The sequence below is a fragment of the Lelliottia sp. AC1 genome, from assembly GCF_023278595.1.
GTDB lineage: Bacteria > Pseudomonadota > Gammaproteobacteria > Enterobacterales > Enterobacteriaceae > Enterobacter > Enterobacter nimipressuralis.
Genome location: NZ_CP025699.1, coordinates 2,430,084 through 2,447,426, shown reverse-complemented (window position 1 = coordinate 2,447,426; position 17,343 = coordinate 2,430,084). Strand labels below are relative to the sequence as shown.

Below are 17,343 nucleotides of genomic sequence, written 5' to 3'. Positions count from 1 at the left end.
TGAAATGCCGCTTAGCTGCGGCATTTTCATTTATTTGATAAAAGGAGCGGGTGGTGTTTGCGGAGTTTGGTGTTCTCAATTTCTGGACTTATGTTGTGGGTGCTTTCTTTATTGTGCTGGTGCCTGGCCCGAATACGTTGTTTGTCTTAAAAACTGGCATCGGCCACGGGGTGAAAAAAGGTTATCTCGCCGCCACGGGAGTTTTCATCGGTGATGCGGTACTGATGTTTCTGGCGTGGGCGGGTGTCGCTGCGCTGATTCAGACCACACCGGTGTTATTCAACATCGTCCGCTATCTCGGTGCGCTCTATCTGCTGTGGCTGGGCGGCAAAATGCTCTGGTCAGTGATGACGCATAAAAATAGCGCGCAAGCCGGGGGAACGGAACCCGCGAGCATGATCATGAAGCGCTCGCTGGTATTGAGCCTGACCAATCCTAAAGCGATTCTGTTCTACGTCTCATTCTTCGTACAGTTCATCGACGTCAGCGCGAAAAACACCGGGACCTCTTTCCTGATCCTCGCGACCACTCTTGAGCTTATCAGCTTTATGTATATGAGTTTCCTGATCTTCTCCGGCGCGTTTGTCACCCGCTACCTGAAAACCAAAAAGAAACTGGCGAAGCTGGGAAATGGCTTGATCGGTTTGCTGTTTGTGGGCTTTGCGGCGCGACTCGCGTCATTGCATTGAGAACCATCGTCCCGCCAAACGTGAAAGCGGTTGGCGGGACGATATTAAAGGTTTCACATGAATAAGATTCTTATGCTCGCCATTCTGATAAGCCTGGTCTCGGGCTGCGCACCGTTACATCCGTCCGGATGCCATAAAACCACCGCAACGGGTGATTGCAGTTCCGGCCGCTGGGATGACAAGGATGAGTGGGGCGCACAGGCGCGAGCCATCAGAGATGCCATCAATAACCAACTTGTTGATCCTCAGCGCTGGAAAGGAAAACAATGCAGGTTGCACATCCAGTTTGCAGAGGATGGCACGGCGTTAAACATATCGACCAGCGACGGCAATAAAGCCTATTGCGAAGCACTCAAATCCGCAGCCCAGAAAGCTAAGTTCCCGGCATTCACCAATCCCGAAGTATATCGAGACTTCCGCAGAGCCGGTTTTAGTATGCGCGGGGAGTGAATGAGGTGAGGGGGATTACTTTTTTCCTGTCCTGTTGAGTCATGTAAAAAATAAAAGCCCCGCACACACTGGCGGGGCTTTTGGTATCAATGCAATCGTGATGACGATATAGGAAAAGCGCCTGCGGGAGCCTTCCCCCCTCACCTCAAAACACTTTCTTGAACGGTCTGACGGTCACTTTCTCATAAACCCCTGCCGCGACGTACGGGTCTGCTTCGGCCCAGGACTGTGCAGCTTCCAGCGATTCAAACTCCGCAATGACCGTAGAACCGCTAAAGCCAGCCGCACCGGGATCGTTGCTATCCACTGCGGGCATCGGGCCGGCGGTCAGTAATTTTCCTTCGTCATGTAACAGTTGCAGACGCGCGAGATGGGCAGGGCGCACGGAAAGTCGTTTTTCCAGAGAATCGGCAACATCTTCAGCGTAAATCACGTAAAGCACGGCGGAGCTCCTTAGCCATAAAAAGTGTCAATTACGTTATGTGAAAGCATCGATGACTGCAATGTACAATGTAAAGATAACGACCTTGTTAAAACCATAACAAAGATGCGCCTTTTTTGGCCTTGCGAGCAGTTAAATCGCGAGAAGATGGAGTGTCTTATTGAATATGATTGCTATTTGCATTTAAAATCAGGGTCTGGTTTTTTAACTGTAACGATTATGACTTCGATGACCCTCGATTTACCTCGCCGCTTTCCCTGGCCGACGCTACTGTCCGTTGTGATCCACGGCGCTGTCGTGGCGGCGCTGCTCTACACTTCGGTTCATCAGGTTATTGAAATGCCAGCACCTGCGCAGCCGATTTCTGTGACGATGGTGTCGCCAGCAGACCTGGAGCCGCAGGTGGTTCCGCCTCCGCCGGAGCCGGTTGTCGAGCCTGAGCCAGAACCCGAACCTGAAATTGTTCCGGAACCGCCGAAAGAAGCGCCCGTGGTGATCCACAAGCCGGAGCCAAAACCTAAGCCGAAGCCAAAACCGAAGCCGGTGAAAAAGGTCGAGGAGCGTCCGAAGCGTGAAGAGCGTCCGGTCGAACCCCGCGCGGTGCAGTCAACCCAGAACACCGCACCCGCGAAACCGGTCATGAATAGTTCGCCGACGACGACGAAGCCGGTGGTGTCTGCTCCTTCTGGTCCGCGCGCGATGAGCCGCAATCAGCCGCAGTATCCTGCGCGTGCACAGGCCCTGCGTATTGAGGGGCGTCTGCGTGTGAAGTTTGACGTGACCGCGGATGGCCGTGTCGATAACGTCGAAGTGCTCTCGGCGCAACCAGCAAACATGTTCGAGCGAGAAGTGAAAGCCGCGATGCGTAAATGGCGCTACGAGCCTGGCAAGCCGGGGAATGGACTTATCGTTAACATCGTCTTCCGCCTGAACGGCGGGGCGCAGATGGAATAAACAAGAAAGCCTCCAGATGGAGGCTTTTTTTATACCTGTGGCAGTGGGCGAGGTTTGCCCTGATTGTCCACCGCGACATAGATAAACAGCGCTTCAGTCGCCTTGTAGCGCTGGCCAATCGGCTCGGAAGAGACCTTCTTTACCCAGACTTCAATGTTGATCGATATCGACGTGTTACCGCGTTTGACGCAGCGTGCGTAGCAGCACACAACATCACCCACTGCGACCGGACGCAAAAACGTCATCCCGTCGACTCTGACCGTCACCACGCGGCCATGTGCGATCTCTTTTGCGAGGATCGCGCCTCCCATGTCCATCTGGGCCATTAACCACCCGCCAAAGATGTCACCGTTCGCATTGGTGTCGGCAGGCATAGCAAGTGTGCGTAAAACCAGTTCGCCCTGAGGGGCGTCATTCGTTGTTGTCATTGTTTCTTAAGCTCGTTACGGAAGACGACAGGCGGGATGCTACTATGATTTACAGCTGGTGGGAAATACGAAAAGCAGACGGTCGGGAAGAGAAAAGACCAGACAGCACGCTGCCTGGCCTTCAATTTTAGTGCTTATCGTCCTGAGGCATATGGCGATAGATATACACACCGCTGAGCAGCGTGAAAATCAGCGTCAACGCCGTCAGGCCAAAGACCTTGAAGTTGACCCAGATATTCTGCGGCAGCCAGAACGCAATGTAGATATTCGCCAGCCCGCAGAGGATAAAGAACAGCGCCCAGGCGATATTCAGGCGCGACCACACTTCCTGAGGAAGGGTGATCTCTTTGCCGAGCATGCGCTGAATCAGCGGTTTATTCATCACCCACTGGCTGAACAGCAGCGCACCCGCGAACAGCGCGTAAATGACCGTCACTTTCCATTTGATAAATTCATCGTTATGGAAGAACAGGGTTAATCCCCCAAACACCGCCACCAGTACAAAGGTGATCAGCGCCATTTTTTCGACTTTACGGTAACGCACCCAGCTGTAAATCAGCACCACGGCCGTCGCGACGATTAACGCGGCTGTGCCGGCATAGATGTCGTAGAGCTTGTAAAACGCGAAAAACACGACCAGCGGTAAAAAATCAAGAAACTGCTTCATTCTTCGATTCCATTATCTGCTTTCAGGGAAACTATTGGCGAATCAACATATACAGGCGGAATAAATAGACCAGCAACACGGCTGAAATCAGGTTACTCAGCGTGTTTGCAACCACCGCGCCGACGTTTGGCGTCAATACCGCAAAGTTTGGTGCAAACAGCAGCAGCAGGGTTTTGGCCAGCAGCCAGCTGATCACCGCCGGGGCCACCAGGCGCATATTTGCCCATGCCAGTTTTACACTGCTGCGCATGGCTGTAAATATTCCCATCTTGTCCTGCACCAGCATCACCGGGGCGAACGAGAGGATAATTGCCAGCAGTACACCCGGCACGACCACCAGCATCACCCCAATCTGCACCAGCATGGTGGTCAAAAAGATCAGGATGAACAGTTTAGGCAGTACCGGCGCGCTGGCACCGATGGCGCGCAGGGCGCTGACGCGATGTCCCGCAGAAATGAGCTGAACCATCAGCAAGACACCGCCCGCCAGAATCGCATTACCGATCAAACCCGAAAAGGTCGATGCCGCAGAGGCGCGCAGCAAAATCTGCTGCTGTTCTGGCGTCATGTTCTGAACCAGATCAAACAACCCGCCGCTGCCGGCGAGATGATCGCCCTGGCTCAGGGTGGCAATTTGATCATCACTCGGCGAAAACGCATGGCCAAGCACCACCGTGATAAACGCGCAAAGCAAGGCGATCAGTAAAAAAGTAATGAACTGATTGCGGAAGAAATTCCCCGTGTCACGGTAGACGGACTTCGCCGTGATAGACATGCACTCTCCTTGAGTATTGCAGGTATTAATAAGCGGGCAATTGTACCCTGGATAACTCTGTCGTGGCAGCACCATGACTTGTATGGAAAAGCATATCTTTGTAAAGCCTTGGTCATTTTGCAAAATTGACCTGAGACGAGGATATGCGTGTCGGTTTGCACGGCAAAAATTAATCTGGATCAATGAATGTTAAATTACCAGACCAAGTGTGATCTGAGTTAGATCACTTGTTACTTATTTATGAGTATATTCACCGCGCCAATAAAACCACAACGATGGAGCGGATATGAAAAAGTTAGCAGTGGCAGCCCTGATCTTAAGCAGTATTTCTGGCGGTGCGTACGCACATGAAGCGGGCGAGTTCTTAATTCGTGCGGGTTCGGCAACGGTTCGCCCGACAGAGGGATCGGACAATGTGCTGGGGAGTCTGGGCGGCTTTAACGTCAGCAACAATACCCAACTGGGCCTGACGTTCACCTATATGGCAACGGAAAATGTCGGTATTGAACTTCTGGCGGCAACGCCATTCCGCCACAAAGTCGGCACCGGTCCGACGGGAAATATTGCAACGGTTCATCAGCTCCCGCCAACCCTGATGGCGCAGTGGTACTTCGGTGATGCCAGCAGCAAAGTGCGTCCGTATATCGGTGCAGGTGTGAACTACACCACCTTCTTCGACGAGAAGTTTAACGATACGGGTAAAGAGGCCGGTCTTTCCGATCTGAGTCTGAAAGATTCCTGGGGTGCTGCGGGGCAGGTCGGGCTGGATTATCTGATCGACCGCGACTGGCTGCTGAACATGTCCGTCTGGTATATGGATATCGACACCGACGTGCGCTTCAAGGCTGGCGGCGAACAGCAGAGCGTCCATACGCGCCTGGACCCATGGGTGTTTATGTTCTCGGCGGGTTATCGTTTCTGATCGCTTCAACGCTCGTAAAAAACTGGTCGTACTGCGGCCAGTTTTCATTGATCAACGCTATGCCACCAGCTCCGGCATATGCTTAAGTACAAATTCCAGCACCTTCTCACCGTCCAGTGAGGCAAACGGATAGCTTTCGATAACCGTGATCGGCTGGCCTTCACCAATCACTGCCCGTAATTCTTCAAGCTTATATTGAATGTGCGGCGCGACCAGGAAGGCGTCAAAAGCCGGGGCGACGCTGGCGAAATTATCCAGCCCGACGGCGCTTATCAGCAGTTTCATTCCGCGCGCATCAGCAGCATGCTGCATTTTCCTGGCAAGCGACTGGGCGGTATTGCCGAACAGACAACATATCAGTAACTTTTTCATCAGATTATCCTCATGGAAACTGTGGATACAGTATTCTTCGCGATAAAAAGAAAATGAGAGCTAACGCAACGTGTTGGTTGTTTTTTCATCGGCAAAGCGGAGGGAACAACGTTCCCGCTGGGGAACGTTGTGAGAGGGGCGTTACTTCTGAATCAAATAGCGTATGGTCGGGCCGTCCTGCTGAATATCCAACACGGTGTAGCCGTGATTTTTGGCATCCAGCGGAATGTTATTGATCGATTGAGGACAATCGCTCACCACCTCCAGAATTTCCCCTTTCTTCAGTTGCGGCAGGGCTTCGAGGGTGGCGACGGCCGGGTACGGACAAGGTTCGCCAACCATATCGAGGCGATAATCAGGGACAATTTGCGTCATGCCACATTCTCCTGTGTTTCAGTGTTACGCGCGGTGCGACGAAAGAATCGTTTCTCCTGGGCGATAACCAGTAAAAAGGCGATCAACAGCAGGGCGTAGGTGACCAGCAGCCCGCCCAACGGACCAAAGGTGTTCAGCAGATTGACCTTATCCCAGCTGGTGGCGAGTGCAGGCGAGAGATCGTCCCAGTAATAGGCCAGAATAGTCGAGCCGATGACGTTGCCGAGACCCACCCACCAGTAGTGAACCTGTCCTTCCACGGCACGGTACATCCAGCCGGTTTCGCATCCACCCGCCAGCACAATACCGAAGCCAAACAGCAAACCGCCAATCACCGCATTCGGGCCGGCCCACATGATTTTTGGCTCCACGCCCAGCTGCACATAGCTGAAAATACCGATGGCGCTGACTGCCATTCCGGCAATGATCGCTTTTGCCATCATGGTGCGCCCGGTGATCCACATATCGCGGAACGCCGAGGTAAAGCAGATCTGCGCGCGCTCAATCAGCAGCCCAAAGCCAACGCCAAACAGCATCGCCAGCCCCAGTTTTGGCTGATTAAATGCGGTACACAGTGCCCACGCAATCATCGCGAAAAAGACCAGCATCCCCAGACGGAAACGGCGTTTCGCCTGATCCGGTTTTTGCGTGAGCGGGGAGGCGGCGCTGACTTTGGTCATTTTGACCGGAATGCGGAAGATAGGCAGCAGCGTGAAACGCGCGCCAAAGTAAGACCCGATGGCGGTCGCCACGGCGAAAAACCAGGCATGCAGGGAAAACTGAGGAATACCCGTGAAGAAGGCCGCCAGGTTGCACCCCATCGCCAGACGCGCGCCAAACCCGGCGATAATCCCGCCCGCGATGGCCTGCGCAATACGAATACGGCTGCGGGGCATACGCAGTTTGACGTTATTGGCCCATAGCGCCGCCGCAAAACAGCCGCCGAACATACCGATAATCATCATCCCGTCGATGCGGGTGAGCGGGGTGCCCTCCAGATGAATCAGCTTAAAATAACCCCACTCTTCGGCATGCACGCCCGCCAGCTGCAAAAGCTGTCCGCCCCAGCGGGTAAATTCACCCGTGACCGCCCAGAAGGTGCCGGTAATGCCGAAATAGTAGGTAGAGAGGATACCCGCAGCGATGACTGCAGGAACAGGGGACCAGAACTTAATCAGATAAGCCTGTTTGAAGTGTTGCCATGACATGTGTAAACCTCTGAACTCAGAAGGATTTAAAACGGCAGAGAGCCGAAAAGAAGGGGGATCATACTCTTACGATCCAATTTGAAAAGTGTCGTCCACCCAAAAGCTCGACCCGATCAATTTTGTCCTCACCCTTAAGTCGTAGAGGCTCTGCCGTTTGCCATCAGTTCATCACAAACACCGTGCGTTTTTTGCTGTCATCCTGTGACCATGCCTGAGCGACATCTTCCAGCCGTGCCCTGGTGGTGGCAATCGTGAATCCACCGGGAACCGCCCCCTGAAACATCTCACCCGTGGCCTGAATGAGCTGTGCCAGCGACAGGCTACCAATCCCGCTGCCCATTAACTGAATCGGAGAGGCGCGCAGTACCGCGCTCGGCAGCGCAATTTCCGCGCCGGAAAGTGAGCCGACCTGAACAAAACGCACCGGCGTCAGCCCCGGCGTATGCTTTGCCAGGGCGTAGAGAATAGCGAGCGCGCTCTGCCCCCACAGATAGTCGATCACCACATCAATCTGCTGGGCCGCCTGGTCTGCAAACGCCTGTCCGATGCGCGCGTTATCGTCATTCAGCAGTATGCTCACATCCGCATTAAGGCGGGACAGTGCCTGCGGATTGCGGCCCGTAACGATGATTTTCCCGGCGCCACGGTAGCGGGCAATTTGCACCGCAAGCTGCCCGGCACTGCCCGTGGCCCCGTTGATAAGCACGGTCTCACCTGGCTGAAACTTCGCGCGCGTCACCAGTGCGGCCCACGCCGACATCCCCGGATTCGCCATCGCGGCGGCGGTGGCATCGTCCAGCCCCTCAGGTAAGGGAATACAGAGATTCACATCGACTGGGGCAAACTCCGCCATGCTGCCCCAGGGGGACGGCGGAAACGCAAAATAGATGCGCTGACCTGCTTCGGTGACGCCCGTTCCGTCGATTCCGGCGATAAAGGGCAATGTGCCGTCAAAACTGTAGTGCTTACCGGAGGCCCGGCTTTTCACCACATGGCTGATTGCCGAGGCGGTAACGCGAACGAGGTGCTGGCCTGGCTCAGCGTGGGGTGTTGCGAAATCGGCGTAAACCGGCCCAGCGAGCGGATCATAAACAACGGCTGCTTTCATACACTTTCTCCTGTTGTCAAATATGTGTAAAATGCACATATCTTTTAGAGCACTATACTCGCCAGGAAAATATATGCAATATGCACATAAATACGATGTCACGGATTTTCACGGCGCGCTGCTGGATATCATGGGCGTAATGAATCAGCCGCAACGCGACAATACCTTGCTGTCGGAGGCGGGCGTTTCGCTGGATCAAATTTTGTTCCCGTTGCTCATCACCATCGACCGCTACGGCCCGTTGGGCGTGGTCGAGCTTGCCGACAGGCTGGGGCGCGATTACACCACTGTCAGTCGCCAGGTTAAACGTCTGGAGGCACAAGCACTGGTGCAGAAAAAGCCAGGCGCGACGGATAAACGGGTTTCCGAAGTGACCACCTCGGCGCAAGGAAAGGCGTTAACGATGAAAATCGCGCAGGCGCGTATGACGCTGATGAACCAGATTTTCAGCGACTGGCAGGAAGACGAGGTGGGGAGTCTGTTTCGGCTGGTGCGCAAATACGCGGACAGTATTAAAGGGGAATAACCGTCTGGAGGGTCACCAGACGGTCAGAACACTCAGCCCTTGCGCGTCGCCGCTTTCATCGCGGTGACGAAGTCGCGCAGTTCAGTCAGCATCTGCTCAGGCTTATCGACGTTGCGCTCGATAATTTTCACAATCGCCGATCCGGAGATAGCGCCTGCGGCATTGGCATCAATCGCTGCGGTGACCTGCTCTGGCGATGAGATTCCGAAGCCCTGCAGCGGAGGGGCGGCGTGATATTCGGCCAGTTTTTCCACCAGATGATGCAGGGGCAGCGCCGCTTTGTTTTCCGCACCGGTAACGCCCGCGCGCGACAGCAGATAGGTATACCCGCGACCGTAAGAGGCAATCTGGCGCAGCAGTTCGTCATCGGCGTTTGGCGGGCAGATGAAGATCGGCGCGACGTTGTGACGCATCGCCGCCTGACGGAACGGTGCAGACTCTTCTACCGGCACATCGGCGACCAGCACCGAATCAACGCCCACGCGTGCACATTCGGCGTAGAAATTATCGATACCTTTGCTGAAGACCAGGTTGGCATACATCAGCAGGCCAATCGGAATGGTCGGATGCTTCTGGCGGATTGCCGCCAGCATCTCAAAGCACTGGGTCGGGGTCACGCCTGCGGCAAAGGCGCGCAGGGTGGCGTTCTGAATCGTCGGGCCATCCGCCAGCGGATCGGAGAACGGGATCCCCAGCTCCAGCGCATCGGCACCCGCAGCAATTAAGGTGTCGATAATTTTCAGCGACTGCTCCGGGCCTGGATCGCCCAGCGTGACGAAGGGAACAAACGCGCCTTCCTTGCGGGCTTTCAGTTCAGCAAATGCGTTATCGTAGCGTTCCATCAGATTTCCCCTCGTGCTTTCAGAATATCGTGAACGGTGAAGATATCTTTATCACCGCGACCGGAAAGGTTAACCACCAGCAGTTGCTCTTTTTCCGGGTTTTCTTTAATCATCTTCAGCGCATGAGCCAGCGCGTGAGAAGACTCCAGCGCCGGGATAATCCCTTCGTTGCGGCACAGAGTTTTAAACGCTTCCAGCGCTTCGTCATCGGTAATCGAGACATAATCCGCGCGACCGATGCTGTTCAGATGCGCGTGCTGCGGCCCGACGGACGGGAAATCCAGCCCGGCGGAGATAGAGTAAGACTCCTCAATCTGGCCTTCGTCGGTTTGCATCATCGGCGACTTCATGCCGAAGTAAATCCCTACGCGACCATGTTTCAGCGGCGCACCGTGCTCGCCGGTTTCAATGCCGTGACCCGCAGGCTCGACACCGATCAGGCCCACACTTTCGTCATCAATAAAATCAGCAAACATGCCGATGGCGTTGGAACCACCACCGACGCAGGCGATAACCGCATCCGGCAGACGACCCTCTTTTTCGAGGATCTGCGCTTTGGTCTCTTCCCCGATCATGCGCTGGAATTCACGCACGATGGTCGGGAACGGGTGTGGGCCCGCAGCGGTACCAAGCATGTAGTGCGCGGTATCGTAGCTGCCAGACCAGTCGCGCAGCGCTTCGTTACAGGCATCTTTCAACGTGGCGGAGCCGCTGTGTACCGGGATCACTTCGGCACCCATCAGACGCATACGGAATACGTTCGGCGACTGACGCTCTACATCCTTCGCCCCCATGTAAATACGGCATTTCAGGCCGAGCAGGGCGCTGGCGAGCGCTGATGCCACGCCGTGCTGGCCTGCACCGGTCTCGGCGATGATTTCGGTTTTGCCCATCCGCTTGGCAAGCAGCGCCTGGCCCAGCACCTGGTTGGTTTTGTGCGCGCCGCCGTGGAGCAGATCTTCACGCTTGAGGTACAGGGTGGTTTTTGTGCCTTCGGTCAGGTTACGGCATTTGGTCAGCGCCGTCGGGCGACCCGCGTAGTTTTTCAGCAGGTCGGTAAATTCCGCCTGGAAGGCCGGATCTTTCTGCGCGCTGACAAACGCTTCTTCAAGCTGGCGCAGGGCAGGCATCAAAATCTGCGGCACGTACATGCCACCAAACTCACCAAAATAGGGATTTAATAAAGTTGTCATTTGCTCTTCCTTAATATGCACGCAGCGTCTTGAATACCGAGGCCAGCTTACTGGCATCTTTGATACCCGGCTGAGACTCCACGCCAGAATTGAAATCGAGACCCGCACAGCCTGCTTTCGCGGCTTCTACGCAGTTATCAGGGCTTAATCCACCCGCCAGCAGGACGTTGTCCAGCTTCTCACCGTTCAGCAGGGACCAGTCGAAGCGAACGCCGGTTCCGCCCTGGCCGTTATCCAGCACATATTTATCGACATGCTGGAGATCGCGTGGAGGCAGCGTGTCGCTCACGCTTTGCGCTTTCCAGATTTGCACCTGCGGTGCCAGTGCCTGGCGAAGTTCATTGATGTACGCCTGACCTTCGTTGCCGTGCAGCTGCACGGCAGTCAGCGATAAGTTTTCAGCTTTGGCGGCGACGTCCGAAACTGGCGCATCGCGGAACACGCCAACATAGCTCAGCGGAGCAGCGGCAATCACCTCGCGGGCCTGATCTTCCGTTACTACTCGCGCAGACGAGTCGACAAAAATCAGCCCGCCGTAGACGGCACCCGCCTCGAGGGCGGCGGCGGCGTCCTGAGGACGCGTCAGCCCGCAGACTTTGTTCTCACCTAACAGCACGCGGCGAACGGCGGCATTCAAATCGTCGTGGGACATCAGCGCCGAGCCGATCAAAAAGCCGTTTGCAAAATGGCTCAGCTCACGAACCTGGGCATAAGTATTGATGCCCGATTCGCTGATAACGGTGACGCCAGCCCCGAGACGTGGCGCCAGCTGGCGCGTGCGGTTCAGGTCGATGGAGAGATCGCGCAGGTCGCGGTTATTGATGCCGACGACTTTGGCTTTCAGCGCAATGGCGCGTTCCAGCTCCTCTTCGTTGCTCACTTCCGTCAGCACACCCATATTCAGGCTGTGGGCGACGGCGGCCAGTTGTCGATACTGCTCGTCATCCAGCACGGAGAGCATCAGCAGGCAGGCATCGGCCTGATAAAAACGCGCGAGCCAGATTTGGTACGCATCAATAATGAAGTCTTTGCACAGAATCGGCTGCGGGGCAATCTGGCTGACAATCGGCAGAAAATCAAAACTGCCCTGGAAATATTTCTCATCCGTCAGCACCGAAATGGCTGACGCATGGTGTTTGTAGACCCCGGCAATACGCGCGGGATCGAAGTCGTCGCGGATCACGCCTTTCGATGGCGAGGCCTTTTTGCACTCCAGGATAAACGCGGTGCGCGCGCCCTGCAGGGCATCATAAAAACGGCGCTGACTGGGAACCACGTCATTCTGGAAACTGGCCAGCGGCTGCTGCTCTTTGCGCGCTTCTACCCAGATGGCCTTATCGGCGACGATTTTCGCTAAAACGGTCTGCATCATTTACCCTCTTGCCGCAAGTGCGGTAACGCGGTCGTAAGCTGCGCCGGAGCGCAATACGGCCATGACTTTTTGTGCGTTAGCCTGTAAGTCTTCTTCGCCGTGCAAACGCATCAACATTGCGACGTTGGCGGCGACAGCGGCCTCATGGGCGGCTTCACCTTTACCTTGTAGCAAGCGTGTCAGAATGTCACGGTTTTCTTCCGGGGTGCCGCCTGCCAGCTGTTCCTGATGATAGGGCGTCAGGCCAAAGTCGGCAGCGTCCAGCTGATAGCTCTGAATTTCGCCGTCGCGCAGCTCGGCAACCAGCGTTGGCGCATGGAGCGACACTTCATCCATTCCGCCGCTATGGACCACGGCCGCACGCTGATAGCCCAGCACGCGCAGAGTTTCCGCAATCGGCAGTACCAGTTCCGGGCTGTAGACGCCAATCAAAGCCAGCGGCGGATGCGCCGGGTTGATCAACGGCCCCAGCACGTTAAACAGGGTGCGGGTTTTCAGCTGCTGACGGACCGGCATCGCGTGGCGGAAACCGGTGTGATATTTCGGCGCGAACAGGAAGCAGACACCCAGATCGTCCAGCGCTTCACGGGAACGTTCAGCGTTCATGTCGAGGTTAATCCCGAACGCGGCCAGCAGATCGGAAGAGCCTGAGCGGCTGGAGACGCTGCGGTTACCGTGTTTCGCCACTTTCATGCCGCAGGCCGCCGCCACAAAGGCGCTGGCGGTGGAGATATTAATGCTATTGCTGCCGTCACCGCCGGTGCCGACGATATCCGCGAACGCATAATCCGGACGCGGGAACGGGGCGGCGTTTTCCAGCAGGGCGGTCGCCGCACCGGCAATTTCCTGCGGCTGCTCACCGCGCACTTTCATGCTGACCAGCGCGGCGGCCAGCTGTTCTGGCTTCAGCTCACCGCGAACCACCGCAGAGAAAAGCTGGTGGCTCTCCTGCTGGGTCATCGTCTGGGCCTGATAGAGTTTTTCCAGAATCGGCTGCAGCGTGTTGGTTTGCTCCAGCTTCTGCAGTGCCCAGTTGAGGGTCTGCTCCAGTAGGCGCGCGCCGTTAGAGGTCAGAATCGATTCCGGGTGGAACTGCAGGCCGCAGACGCGATCGGCGTCGTGACGCACGGCCATTACCATTCCTTCAAAAGAGGCGTTGATCGTCAACCCCGCCGGAATATTGCTGCCGACCAGCGAGTGATAACGCGCGACCGGCAGCGGGTTTGGCAGCCCGGCAAACATCGCCTGGCCGTCGTGTTCAATGCTGGAGGCTTTACCGTGCAGAATTTCACCCGCCTGGCCGACGTATCCGCCGTACGCTTCCACAATCGCCTGATGCCCAAGGCAGATGCCGATAATCGGCAGTTTGCCGCGCATACGGGTCAGCAGCTCAGGCATACAGCCCGCTTCGCTCGGTGCACCCGGGCCAGGAGAGAGCATCAGCACCGGGTTTTGCATGGTTTCCAGGCGCTCAATCAGGGTTTGCGCCGGAACATGATTGCGGTAAATCACCACGTTATGCCCGTTTGCACGCAGCTGGTCTGCCAGGTTGTAAGTAAAGGAGTCGATATTATCGAGCAGCAGAATGTCAGCCATCAGAAAATCTCCTGTGCGTGGTGTGCGGTGGCAATGGCGCGCAATACCGCGCGAGCTTTACTGCGAGTTTCGTCAGCTTCAGACTGCGGAACAGAATCGAGAACAATGCCTGCGCCAGCCTGGACGGTGGCAATGCCATCTTCCACGTAGGCGGAGCGGATGACGATACAGGTGTCCAGATCGCCGTGCGCGGTGAAGTATCCCACGGCACCGCCGTAGCTGCCGCGACGACGGCCTTCGGCTCCGGCAATCAGCTGCATTGCACGGACTTTCGGCGCGCCGCTCAGGGTGCCCATATTCATGCAGGCACGATAGGCGTGCAGCGCGTCGAGGTCATGGCGCAGCTCGCCAACCACACGAGACACCAGGTGCATCACGAAGGAGTAACGGTCGACTTTAGTCAGATCCGCGACATAACGAGTGCCAGGCGTACAAATGCGCGCCAGATCGTTACGGGCCAGGTCGACCAGCATCAGGTGTTCGGATAACTCTTTATGATCCGTACGCATCTCAAGCTCAATGCGGCTGTCGAGATCGCGATCTAAGGAGCCATCAGCACGACGACCGCGCGGTCGTGTACCGGCAATCGGATAAATTTCAATCTGGCGGCTAGGCGCGTCATATTTCAGCGAACTTTCTGGCGACGCCCCGAACAGGGTGAAATCGTTGTCCTGCATAAAGAACATGTACGGGCTTGGGTTGCTCTTCTTCAGCACGTCATACGCGGCCAGCGGAGACGGGCACGGCAGCGAGAAGCGGCGCGATGGCACTACCTGGAAAATCTCACCGGCGCGAATCGCTTTCTGCATCTGACGCACAACGGCACCGAACTGGTCATCTGTCTGGTTCGTTTCACACTGCATATGATCGATACGCTGGACCGGCAGCGCCGTCGGCTCTTCGGTCATCTGCTGCTGAAGCTGTTCGATACGCTGCGCCAGACGCTGTTTTTCCGAAACCGAAGGGGTGAACAGGCTCGCCTGAATGCGGGTGTACTTTTTCTGATGGTCAATCACCATCAGCGTTTCCGCCAGATAGAAGCAGTAATCCGGGCAGCGATTGCCGTGTTCTGTTTCAGGCAGGTCTTCGAAACCGGCCACCAGGTCATAGGCAAACAGCCCGCCGAAGAACATCGCTTCGCGCTCATTCTCAGGCACTTCGACCAGGTTTTGCAGCAGGCGGAAAGCGTCAAACACGGAGAGGGAGCAGAGACGCGCGTCTTCGTCCAGCAGCTGGCTGACCGGCGGGAAATGCAAAATGCGTGTTTCCGGGCGCTGTTCGTTTTCGATACCCGCAGGCAGTGCCGCATCAAGCAGCGGCAGCAGGGCGGCACCGTTCTCAGACAGTGCTTTAATAGTGACGGTGTCACCTAATGCGGTAATGCGCAGTGCGCTATCAACCAGCAGCAGGCTTTTCAGATCGTCTTTACTGTCGATGTCAGCAGACTCGAGCAGCAGGGTGGCCGGGCGTGCACCGCACACCTGGTGGAATAAGGCGGTAGGGTTGTGGCGATACACGGCTTCGCAGGTCAGCAACTCAAGGTGTGTTTTAGCGGTTTGCATATTGTTGTTCTCATTAATTCTGTTCATAAAAAAGCCCGCATCGTGGCGGGCCTGGTATCTGTTTGCAATTTGCAGACGAGTGACACTGCCCGAGGATCAGGAAGTGCGCCACCAACCGTGCAGAGAAAAATGTGCTTTCATTTTCAGATACCTTCTTGAGTGAACTTGCGTACTAGTTAACTAGTTCGATGGCGTATTGTCAACCCCTGATTTCAGAATTTGCGCTTAAGCCGTTATCATAGCCCTCTGTTATACGATAAACCTGTGATGGAAACCGCTTTGAGCGAGACAAAATACGCCGTGATTTATGATTTACACAGCCACACCCAGGCCTCTGATGGCCTGCTGACGCCCGAAGCGCTGGTTCACCGCGCGGTAGAAATGCGTGTAGGTACGCTGGCAATAACCGATCACGACACCACGGACGCCATTCCGGCGGCACGCGCGGAGATTGCCCGCAGCGCGCTGCCCTTGACGCTGGTATCCGGCGTAGAAATCTCCACGGTCTGGGAAAATCACGAAATTCATATTGTCGGCCTGAATATTGATATCGAACACCCGGCCCTGTGTGCGTTCCTCGAAGAGCAGAAAGCGCGCCGCAATCAACGCGCGGAACTGATTGGCGAGCGGCTGGAGAAAGCGCAGATTCCCGGCGCGCTGGAAGGGGCACGACGCCTTGCTAACGGCGGCGCTGTGACGCGCGGCCACTTCGCCCGTTTTCTGGTCGAAGCGGGTAAAGCGAATAACTTTGCCGATGTCTTCAAAAAATATCTGGCACGCGGTAAAACCGGTTACGTTCCGCCACAGTGGTGTACAATAAAACAAGCTATTGATGTCATTCATCATTCTGGCGGCAAGGCGGTGCTGGCCCATCCAGGGCGGTATAACCTTTCGGCTAAGTGGCTGAAAAGACTGCTGGCGTACTTCGCCGAACAGGGTGGAGAAGCGATGGAAGTTTCCCAGTGCCAGCAGGCACCCAATGAGCGTAGTCAGCTGGCGACCTATGCGCGTCAGTATGGTCTGCTTGCGTCGCAAGGCTCTGATTTTCATCAGCCTTGTGCATGGATTGAGCTGGGGCGTAAGCTCTGGTTACCCGCAGGCGTGGAACCCGTCTGGGCACTTTGGGAGCAGCCGCAGCAACATATTGAAGAGAGGGAAGCATGAGTCAATTTTTCTATATTCACCCGGATAACCCGCAGGCGCGCCTGATCAATCAGGCGGTTGAGATCGTTCGCAAGGGCGGTGTGATTGTTTATCCGACCGATTCCGGCTATGCGCTGGGCTGCAAAATCGAAGACAAAGGGGCGATGGAGCGTATTTGCCGCATCCGTCATCTGCCAGACGGGCATAACTTTACCCTGATGTGCCGCGATCTTTCGGAAATTTCGACCTACGCCTACGTGGACAACGTCGCCTTCCGTTTAATCAAAAATAACACGCCGGGCAACTATACTTTCATTCTGAAAGGGACCAAGGAAGTGCCGCGCCGTCTGTTGCAGGAAAAACGCAAAACGATCGGGATGCGCGTGCCGTCGAACCCGATTGCGCAAATGCTGCTTGAGACCCTCGGCGAACCGATGCTGTCGACCTCTCTGATGCTGCCGGGCAGCGATTTCACCGAGTCCGACCCGGAGGAGATCAAAGACCGTCTGGAGAAACAGGTAGACCTGATTATTCACGGTGGCTACCTCGGCCAGCAGCCGACGACGGTCGTTGATTTGACGGAAGATGCACCAGAAGTGATTCGTGAAGGCGTGGGTGACGTAAAGCCTTTCTTGTAAAGGTATAAGCGGCTATACTACGCGGCCATCAAAACAGCGGTAGACCGCTATTTTGACCCTAATTCGACGCCTGTGAAGGCG

Annotated in this window: 21 protein-coding genes, 1 pseudogene and 1 other annotated feature; of the genes and pseudogenes, 7 read left to right on the top strand and 15 right to left on the bottom strand. The window is 55.8% G+C overall.

Annotated elements, in window-relative coordinates:
- Positions 1 to 53: 53 nt before the first annotated feature.
- Positions 54 to 689 carry a leucine efflux protein LeuE gene (gene leuE / locus C0560_RS11635; RefSeq protein WP_100779948.1) on the top strand — a complete coding sequence of 212 codons (636 nt, stop codon included), beginning with the start codon at positions 54 to 56 and terminating at the stop codon, positions 687 to 689.
- A gap of 57 nt (positions 690 to 746) precedes the next feature.
- A complete protein-coding gene (locus C0560_RS11630; RefSeq protein WP_248858583.1) occupies positions 747 to 1,139 on the top strand; it encodes a cell envelope integrity TolA C-terminal domain-containing protein in 393 nt (130 codons plus the stop codon).
- A 145-nt stretch (positions 1,140 to 1,284) separates the two neighbouring features.
- Here C0560_RS11630 and C0560_RS11625 read toward each other — a convergent pair whose 3' ends face one another.
- On the bottom strand, positions 1,285 to 1,581 hold the full coding sequence (locus tag C0560_RS11625; RefSeq protein ID WP_100779949.1) for a YciI family protein: 297 nt from the start codon (positions 1,579 to 1,581) through the stop codon (positions 1,285 to 1,287).
- Between the two features lie 228 nt (positions 1,582 to 1,809).
- Here C0560_RS11625 and tonB point away from each other — a divergent pair, with 228 nt between their 5' ends.
- Complete coding sequence (tonB, locus tag C0560_RS11620) at positions 1,810 to 2,535, top strand: TonB system transport protein TonB (protein ID WP_123427708.1); 726 nt, start codon at positions 1,810 to 1,812, stop codon at positions 2,533 to 2,535.
- A 29-nt stretch (positions 2,536 to 2,564) separates the two neighbouring features.
- Here tonB and yciA read toward each other — a convergent pair whose 3' ends face one another.
- From yciA to C0560_RS11600, 4 genes and pseudogenes are all read right to left on the bottom strand, one after another.
- Positions 2,565 to 2,963 (bottom strand): acyl-CoA thioester hydrolase YciA, encoded by a 399-nt coding sequence (yciA, locus tag C0560_RS11615; protein WP_100779951.1) that lies wholly within the window; start codon positions 2,961 to 2,963, stop codon positions 2,565 to 2,567.
- Between the two features lie 127 nt (positions 2,964 to 3,090).
- Entirely contained in the window at positions 3,091 to 3,630 is a 540-nt protein-coding gene (locus tag C0560_RS11610; RefSeq protein ID WP_100779952.1) for a septation protein A, read from the bottom strand.
- Positions 3,631 to 3,661: 31 nt separating this feature from the next.
- Positions 3,662 to 4,405, bottom strand: a complete 744-nt coding sequence (locus tag C0560_RS11605) for a YciC family protein (RefSeq protein WP_100779953.1) — start codon at positions 4,403 to 4,405, stop codon at positions 3,662 to 3,664.
- Positions 4,406 to 4,430: 25 nt separating this feature from the next.
- Positions 4,431 to 4,517, bottom strand: a pseudogene (locus tag C0560_RS11600) (YkgJ family cysteine cluster protein); the annotation flags it as partial.
- A gap of 174 nt (positions 4,518 to 4,691) precedes the next feature.
- Here C0560_RS11600 and ompW point away from each other — a divergent pair.
- On the top strand, positions 4,692 to 5,327 hold the full coding sequence (ompW, locus tag C0560_RS11595) for an outer membrane protein OmpW (protein ID WP_248858581.1): 636 nt from the start codon (positions 4,692 to 4,694) through the stop codon (positions 5,325 to 5,327).
- A 57-nt stretch (positions 5,328 to 5,384) separates the two neighbouring features.
- Here ompW and C0560_RS11590 read toward each other — a convergent pair whose 3' ends face one another.
- From C0560_RS11590 to C0560_RS11575, 4 genes are all read right to left on the bottom strand, one after another.
- Positions 5,385 to 5,699 (bottom strand): PTS sugar transporter subunit IIB, encoded by a 315-nt coding sequence (locus C0560_RS11590; RefSeq protein ID WP_107703440.1) that lies wholly within the window; start codon positions 5,697 to 5,699, stop codon positions 5,385 to 5,387.
- Between the two features lie 141 nt (positions 5,700 to 5,840).
- Entirely contained in the window at positions 5,841 to 6,074 is a 234-nt protein-coding gene (gene yedF, locus C0560_RS11585) for a sulfurtransferase-like selenium metabolism protein YedF (RefSeq protein WP_100779956.1), read from the bottom strand.
- Entirely contained in the window at positions 6,071 to 7,282 is a 1,212-nt protein-coding gene (yedE, locus tag C0560_RS11580; RefSeq protein WP_181826430.1) for a selenium metabolism membrane protein YedE/FdhT, read from the bottom strand. The genes yedF and yedE overlap by 4 nt, the downstream gene beginning before the upstream one ends.
- A gap of 160 nt (positions 7,283 to 7,442) precedes the next feature.
- Positions 7,443 to 8,390, bottom strand: coding sequence for a zinc-binding alcohol dehydrogenase family protein (locus tag C0560_RS11575; protein ID WP_248858580.1), 948 nt, complete (start codon positions 8,388 to 8,390; stop codon positions 7,443 to 7,445).
- 73 nt (positions 8,391 to 8,463) lie between these two features.
- Between C0560_RS11575 and C0560_RS11570 the strand changes: the two genes are divergently transcribed.
- The gene (locus C0560_RS11570) at positions 8,464 to 8,916 is read left to right on the top strand and encodes a MarR family winged helix-turn-helix transcriptional regulator (RefSeq protein WP_123427717.1); all 453 of its coding nucleotides are present in this window, start codon (positions 8,464 to 8,466) and stop codon (positions 8,914 to 8,916) included.
- Positions 8,917 to 8,948: 32 nt separating this feature from the next.
- Here the strand turns inward: C0560_RS11570 and trpA are convergent, their stop codons facing one another.
- From trpA to trpL, 6 genes are all read right to left on the bottom strand, one after another.
- On the bottom strand, positions 8,949 to 9,758 hold the full coding sequence (gene trpA / locus C0560_RS11565) for a tryptophan synthase subunit alpha (RefSeq protein WP_102103874.1): 810 nt from the start codon (positions 9,756 to 9,758) through the stop codon (positions 8,949 to 8,951).
- The gene (gene trpB, locus C0560_RS11560) at positions 9,758 to 10,951 is read right to left on the bottom strand and encodes a tryptophan synthase subunit beta (protein WP_100779961.1); all 1,194 of its coding nucleotides are present in this window, start codon (positions 10,949 to 10,951) and stop codon (positions 9,758 to 9,760) included. Before trpB ends, trpA begins: the two co-directional genes overlap by 1 nt.
- A 10-nt stretch (positions 10,952 to 10,961) precedes the next feature.
- A complete protein-coding gene (gene trpCF, locus C0560_RS11555; protein ID WP_123428160.1) occupies positions 10,962 to 12,320 on the bottom strand; it encodes a bifunctional indole-3-glycerol-phosphate synthase TrpC/phosphoribosylanthranilate isomerase TrpF in 1,359 nt (452 codons plus the stop codon).
- Positions 12,321 to 12,323: 3 nt separating this feature from the next.
- A complete protein-coding gene (gene trpD, locus C0560_RS11550) occupies positions 12,324 to 13,919 on the bottom strand; it encodes a bifunctional anthranilate synthase glutamate amidotransferase component TrpG/anthranilate phosphoribosyltransferase TrpD (protein WP_100779962.1) in 1,596 nt (531 codons plus the stop codon).
- Positions 13,919 to 15,481 (bottom strand): anthranilate synthase component 1, encoded by a 1,563-nt coding sequence (locus C0560_RS11545; protein WP_248860279.1) that lies wholly within the window; start codon positions 15,479 to 15,481, stop codon positions 13,919 to 13,921. The genes trpD and C0560_RS11545 overlap by 1 nt, the downstream gene beginning before the upstream one ends.
- 25 nt (positions 15,482 to 15,506) lie before the next feature.
- Positions 15,507 to 15,601 (bottom strand) — a sequence feature (Trp leader region).
- Positions 15,578 to 15,622: a trp operon leader peptide gene (gene trpL, locus C0560_RS21030; protein ID WP_107704263.1), complete on the bottom strand. Its 45-nt coding sequence runs from the start codon at positions 15,620 to 15,622 to the stop codon at positions 15,578 to 15,580. Its footprint overlaps the feature before it by 24 nt.
- A gap of 138 nt (positions 15,623 to 15,760) precedes the next feature.
- On the opposite strand from trpL, the gene rnm reads away from it, so the two are divergent.
- Together rnm and C0560_RS11535 are read left to right on the top strand one after the other, a co-directional pair.
- Positions 15,761 to 16,645: an RNase AM gene (gene rnm, locus C0560_RS11540; RefSeq protein ID WP_248858579.1), complete on the top strand. Its 885-nt coding sequence runs from the start codon at positions 15,761 to 15,763 to the stop codon at positions 16,643 to 16,645.
- The gene (locus C0560_RS11535; RefSeq protein WP_095282224.1) at positions 16,642 to 17,262 is read left to right on the top strand and encodes an L-threonylcarbamoyladenylate synthase; all 621 of its coding nucleotides are present in this window, start codon (positions 16,642 to 16,644) and stop codon (positions 17,260 to 17,262) included. Before rnm ends, C0560_RS11535 begins: the two co-directional genes overlap by 4 nt.
- Positions 17,263 to 17,343: the final 81 nt, after the last annotated feature.

Excerpts from the sequence above, each read along its gene's own strand:
- tonB (WP_123427708.1), top strand. The coding sequence starts at position 1,810 with ATGACCCTCGATTTACCTCGCCGCTTTCCCTGGCCGACGCTACTGTCC.
- ompW (WP_248858581.1), top strand. The coding sequence starts at position 4,692 with ATGAAAAAGTTAGCAGTGGCAGCCCTGATCTTAAGCAGTATTTCTGGC.
- C0560_RS11575 (WP_248858580.1), bottom strand. The coding sequence starts at position 8,390 with ATGAAAGCAGCCGTTGTTTATGATCCGCTCGCTGGGCCGGTTTACGCC.
- trpCF (WP_123428160.1), bottom strand. The coding sequence starts at position 12,320 with ATGCAGACCGTTTTAGCGAAAATCGTCGCCGATAAGGCCATCTGGGTA.
- trpD (WP_100779962.1), bottom strand. The coding sequence starts at position 13,919 with ATGGCTGACATTCTGCTGCTCGATAATATCGACTCCTTTACTTACAAC.
- yciA (WP_100779951.1), bottom strand. The coding sequence starts at position 2,963 with ATGACAACAACGAATGACGCCCCTCAGGGCGAACTGGTTTTACGCACA.
- trpB (WP_100779961.1), bottom strand. The coding sequence starts at position 10,951 with ATGACAACTTTATTAAATCCCTATTTTGGTGAGTTTGGTGGCATGTAC.
- C0560_RS11605 (WP_100779953.1), bottom strand. The coding sequence starts at position 4,405 with ATGTCTATCACGGCGAAGTCCGTCTACCGTGACACGGGGAATTTCTTC.
- C0560_RS11545 (WP_248860279.1), bottom strand. The coding sequence starts at position 15,481 with ATGCAAACCGCTAAAACACACCTTGAGTTGCTGACCTGCGAAGCCGTG.
- C0560_RS11590 (WP_107703440.1), bottom strand. The coding sequence starts at position 5,699 with ATGAAAAAGTTACTGATATGTTGTCTGTTCGGCAATACCGCCCAGTCG.
- yedE (WP_181826430.1), bottom strand. The coding sequence starts at position 7,282 with ATGTCATGGCAACACTTCAAACAGGCTTATCTGATTAAGTTCTGGTCC.
- yedF (WP_100779956.1), bottom strand. The coding sequence starts at position 6,074 with ATGACGCAAATTGTCCCTGATTATCGCCTCGATATGGTTGGCGAACCT.
- C0560_RS11535 (WP_095282224.1), top strand. The coding sequence starts at position 16,642 with ATGAGTCAATTTTTCTATATTCACCCGGATAACCCGCAGGCGCGCCTG.
- C0560_RS11570 (WP_123427717.1), top strand. The coding sequence starts at position 8,464 with ATGCAATATGCACATAAATACGATGTCACGGATTTTCACGGCGCGCTG.
- C0560_RS11610 (WP_100779952.1), bottom strand. The coding sequence starts at position 3,630 with ATGAAGCAGTTTCTTGATTTTTTACCGCTGGTCGTGTTTTTCGCGTTT.
- C0560_RS11630 (WP_248858583.1), top strand. The coding sequence starts at position 747 with ATGAATAAGATTCTTATGCTCGCCATTCTGATAAGCCTGGTCTCGGGC.
- trpA (WP_102103874.1), bottom strand. The coding sequence starts at position 9,758 with ATGGAACGCTACGATAACGCATTTGCTGAACTGAAAGCCCGCAAGGAA.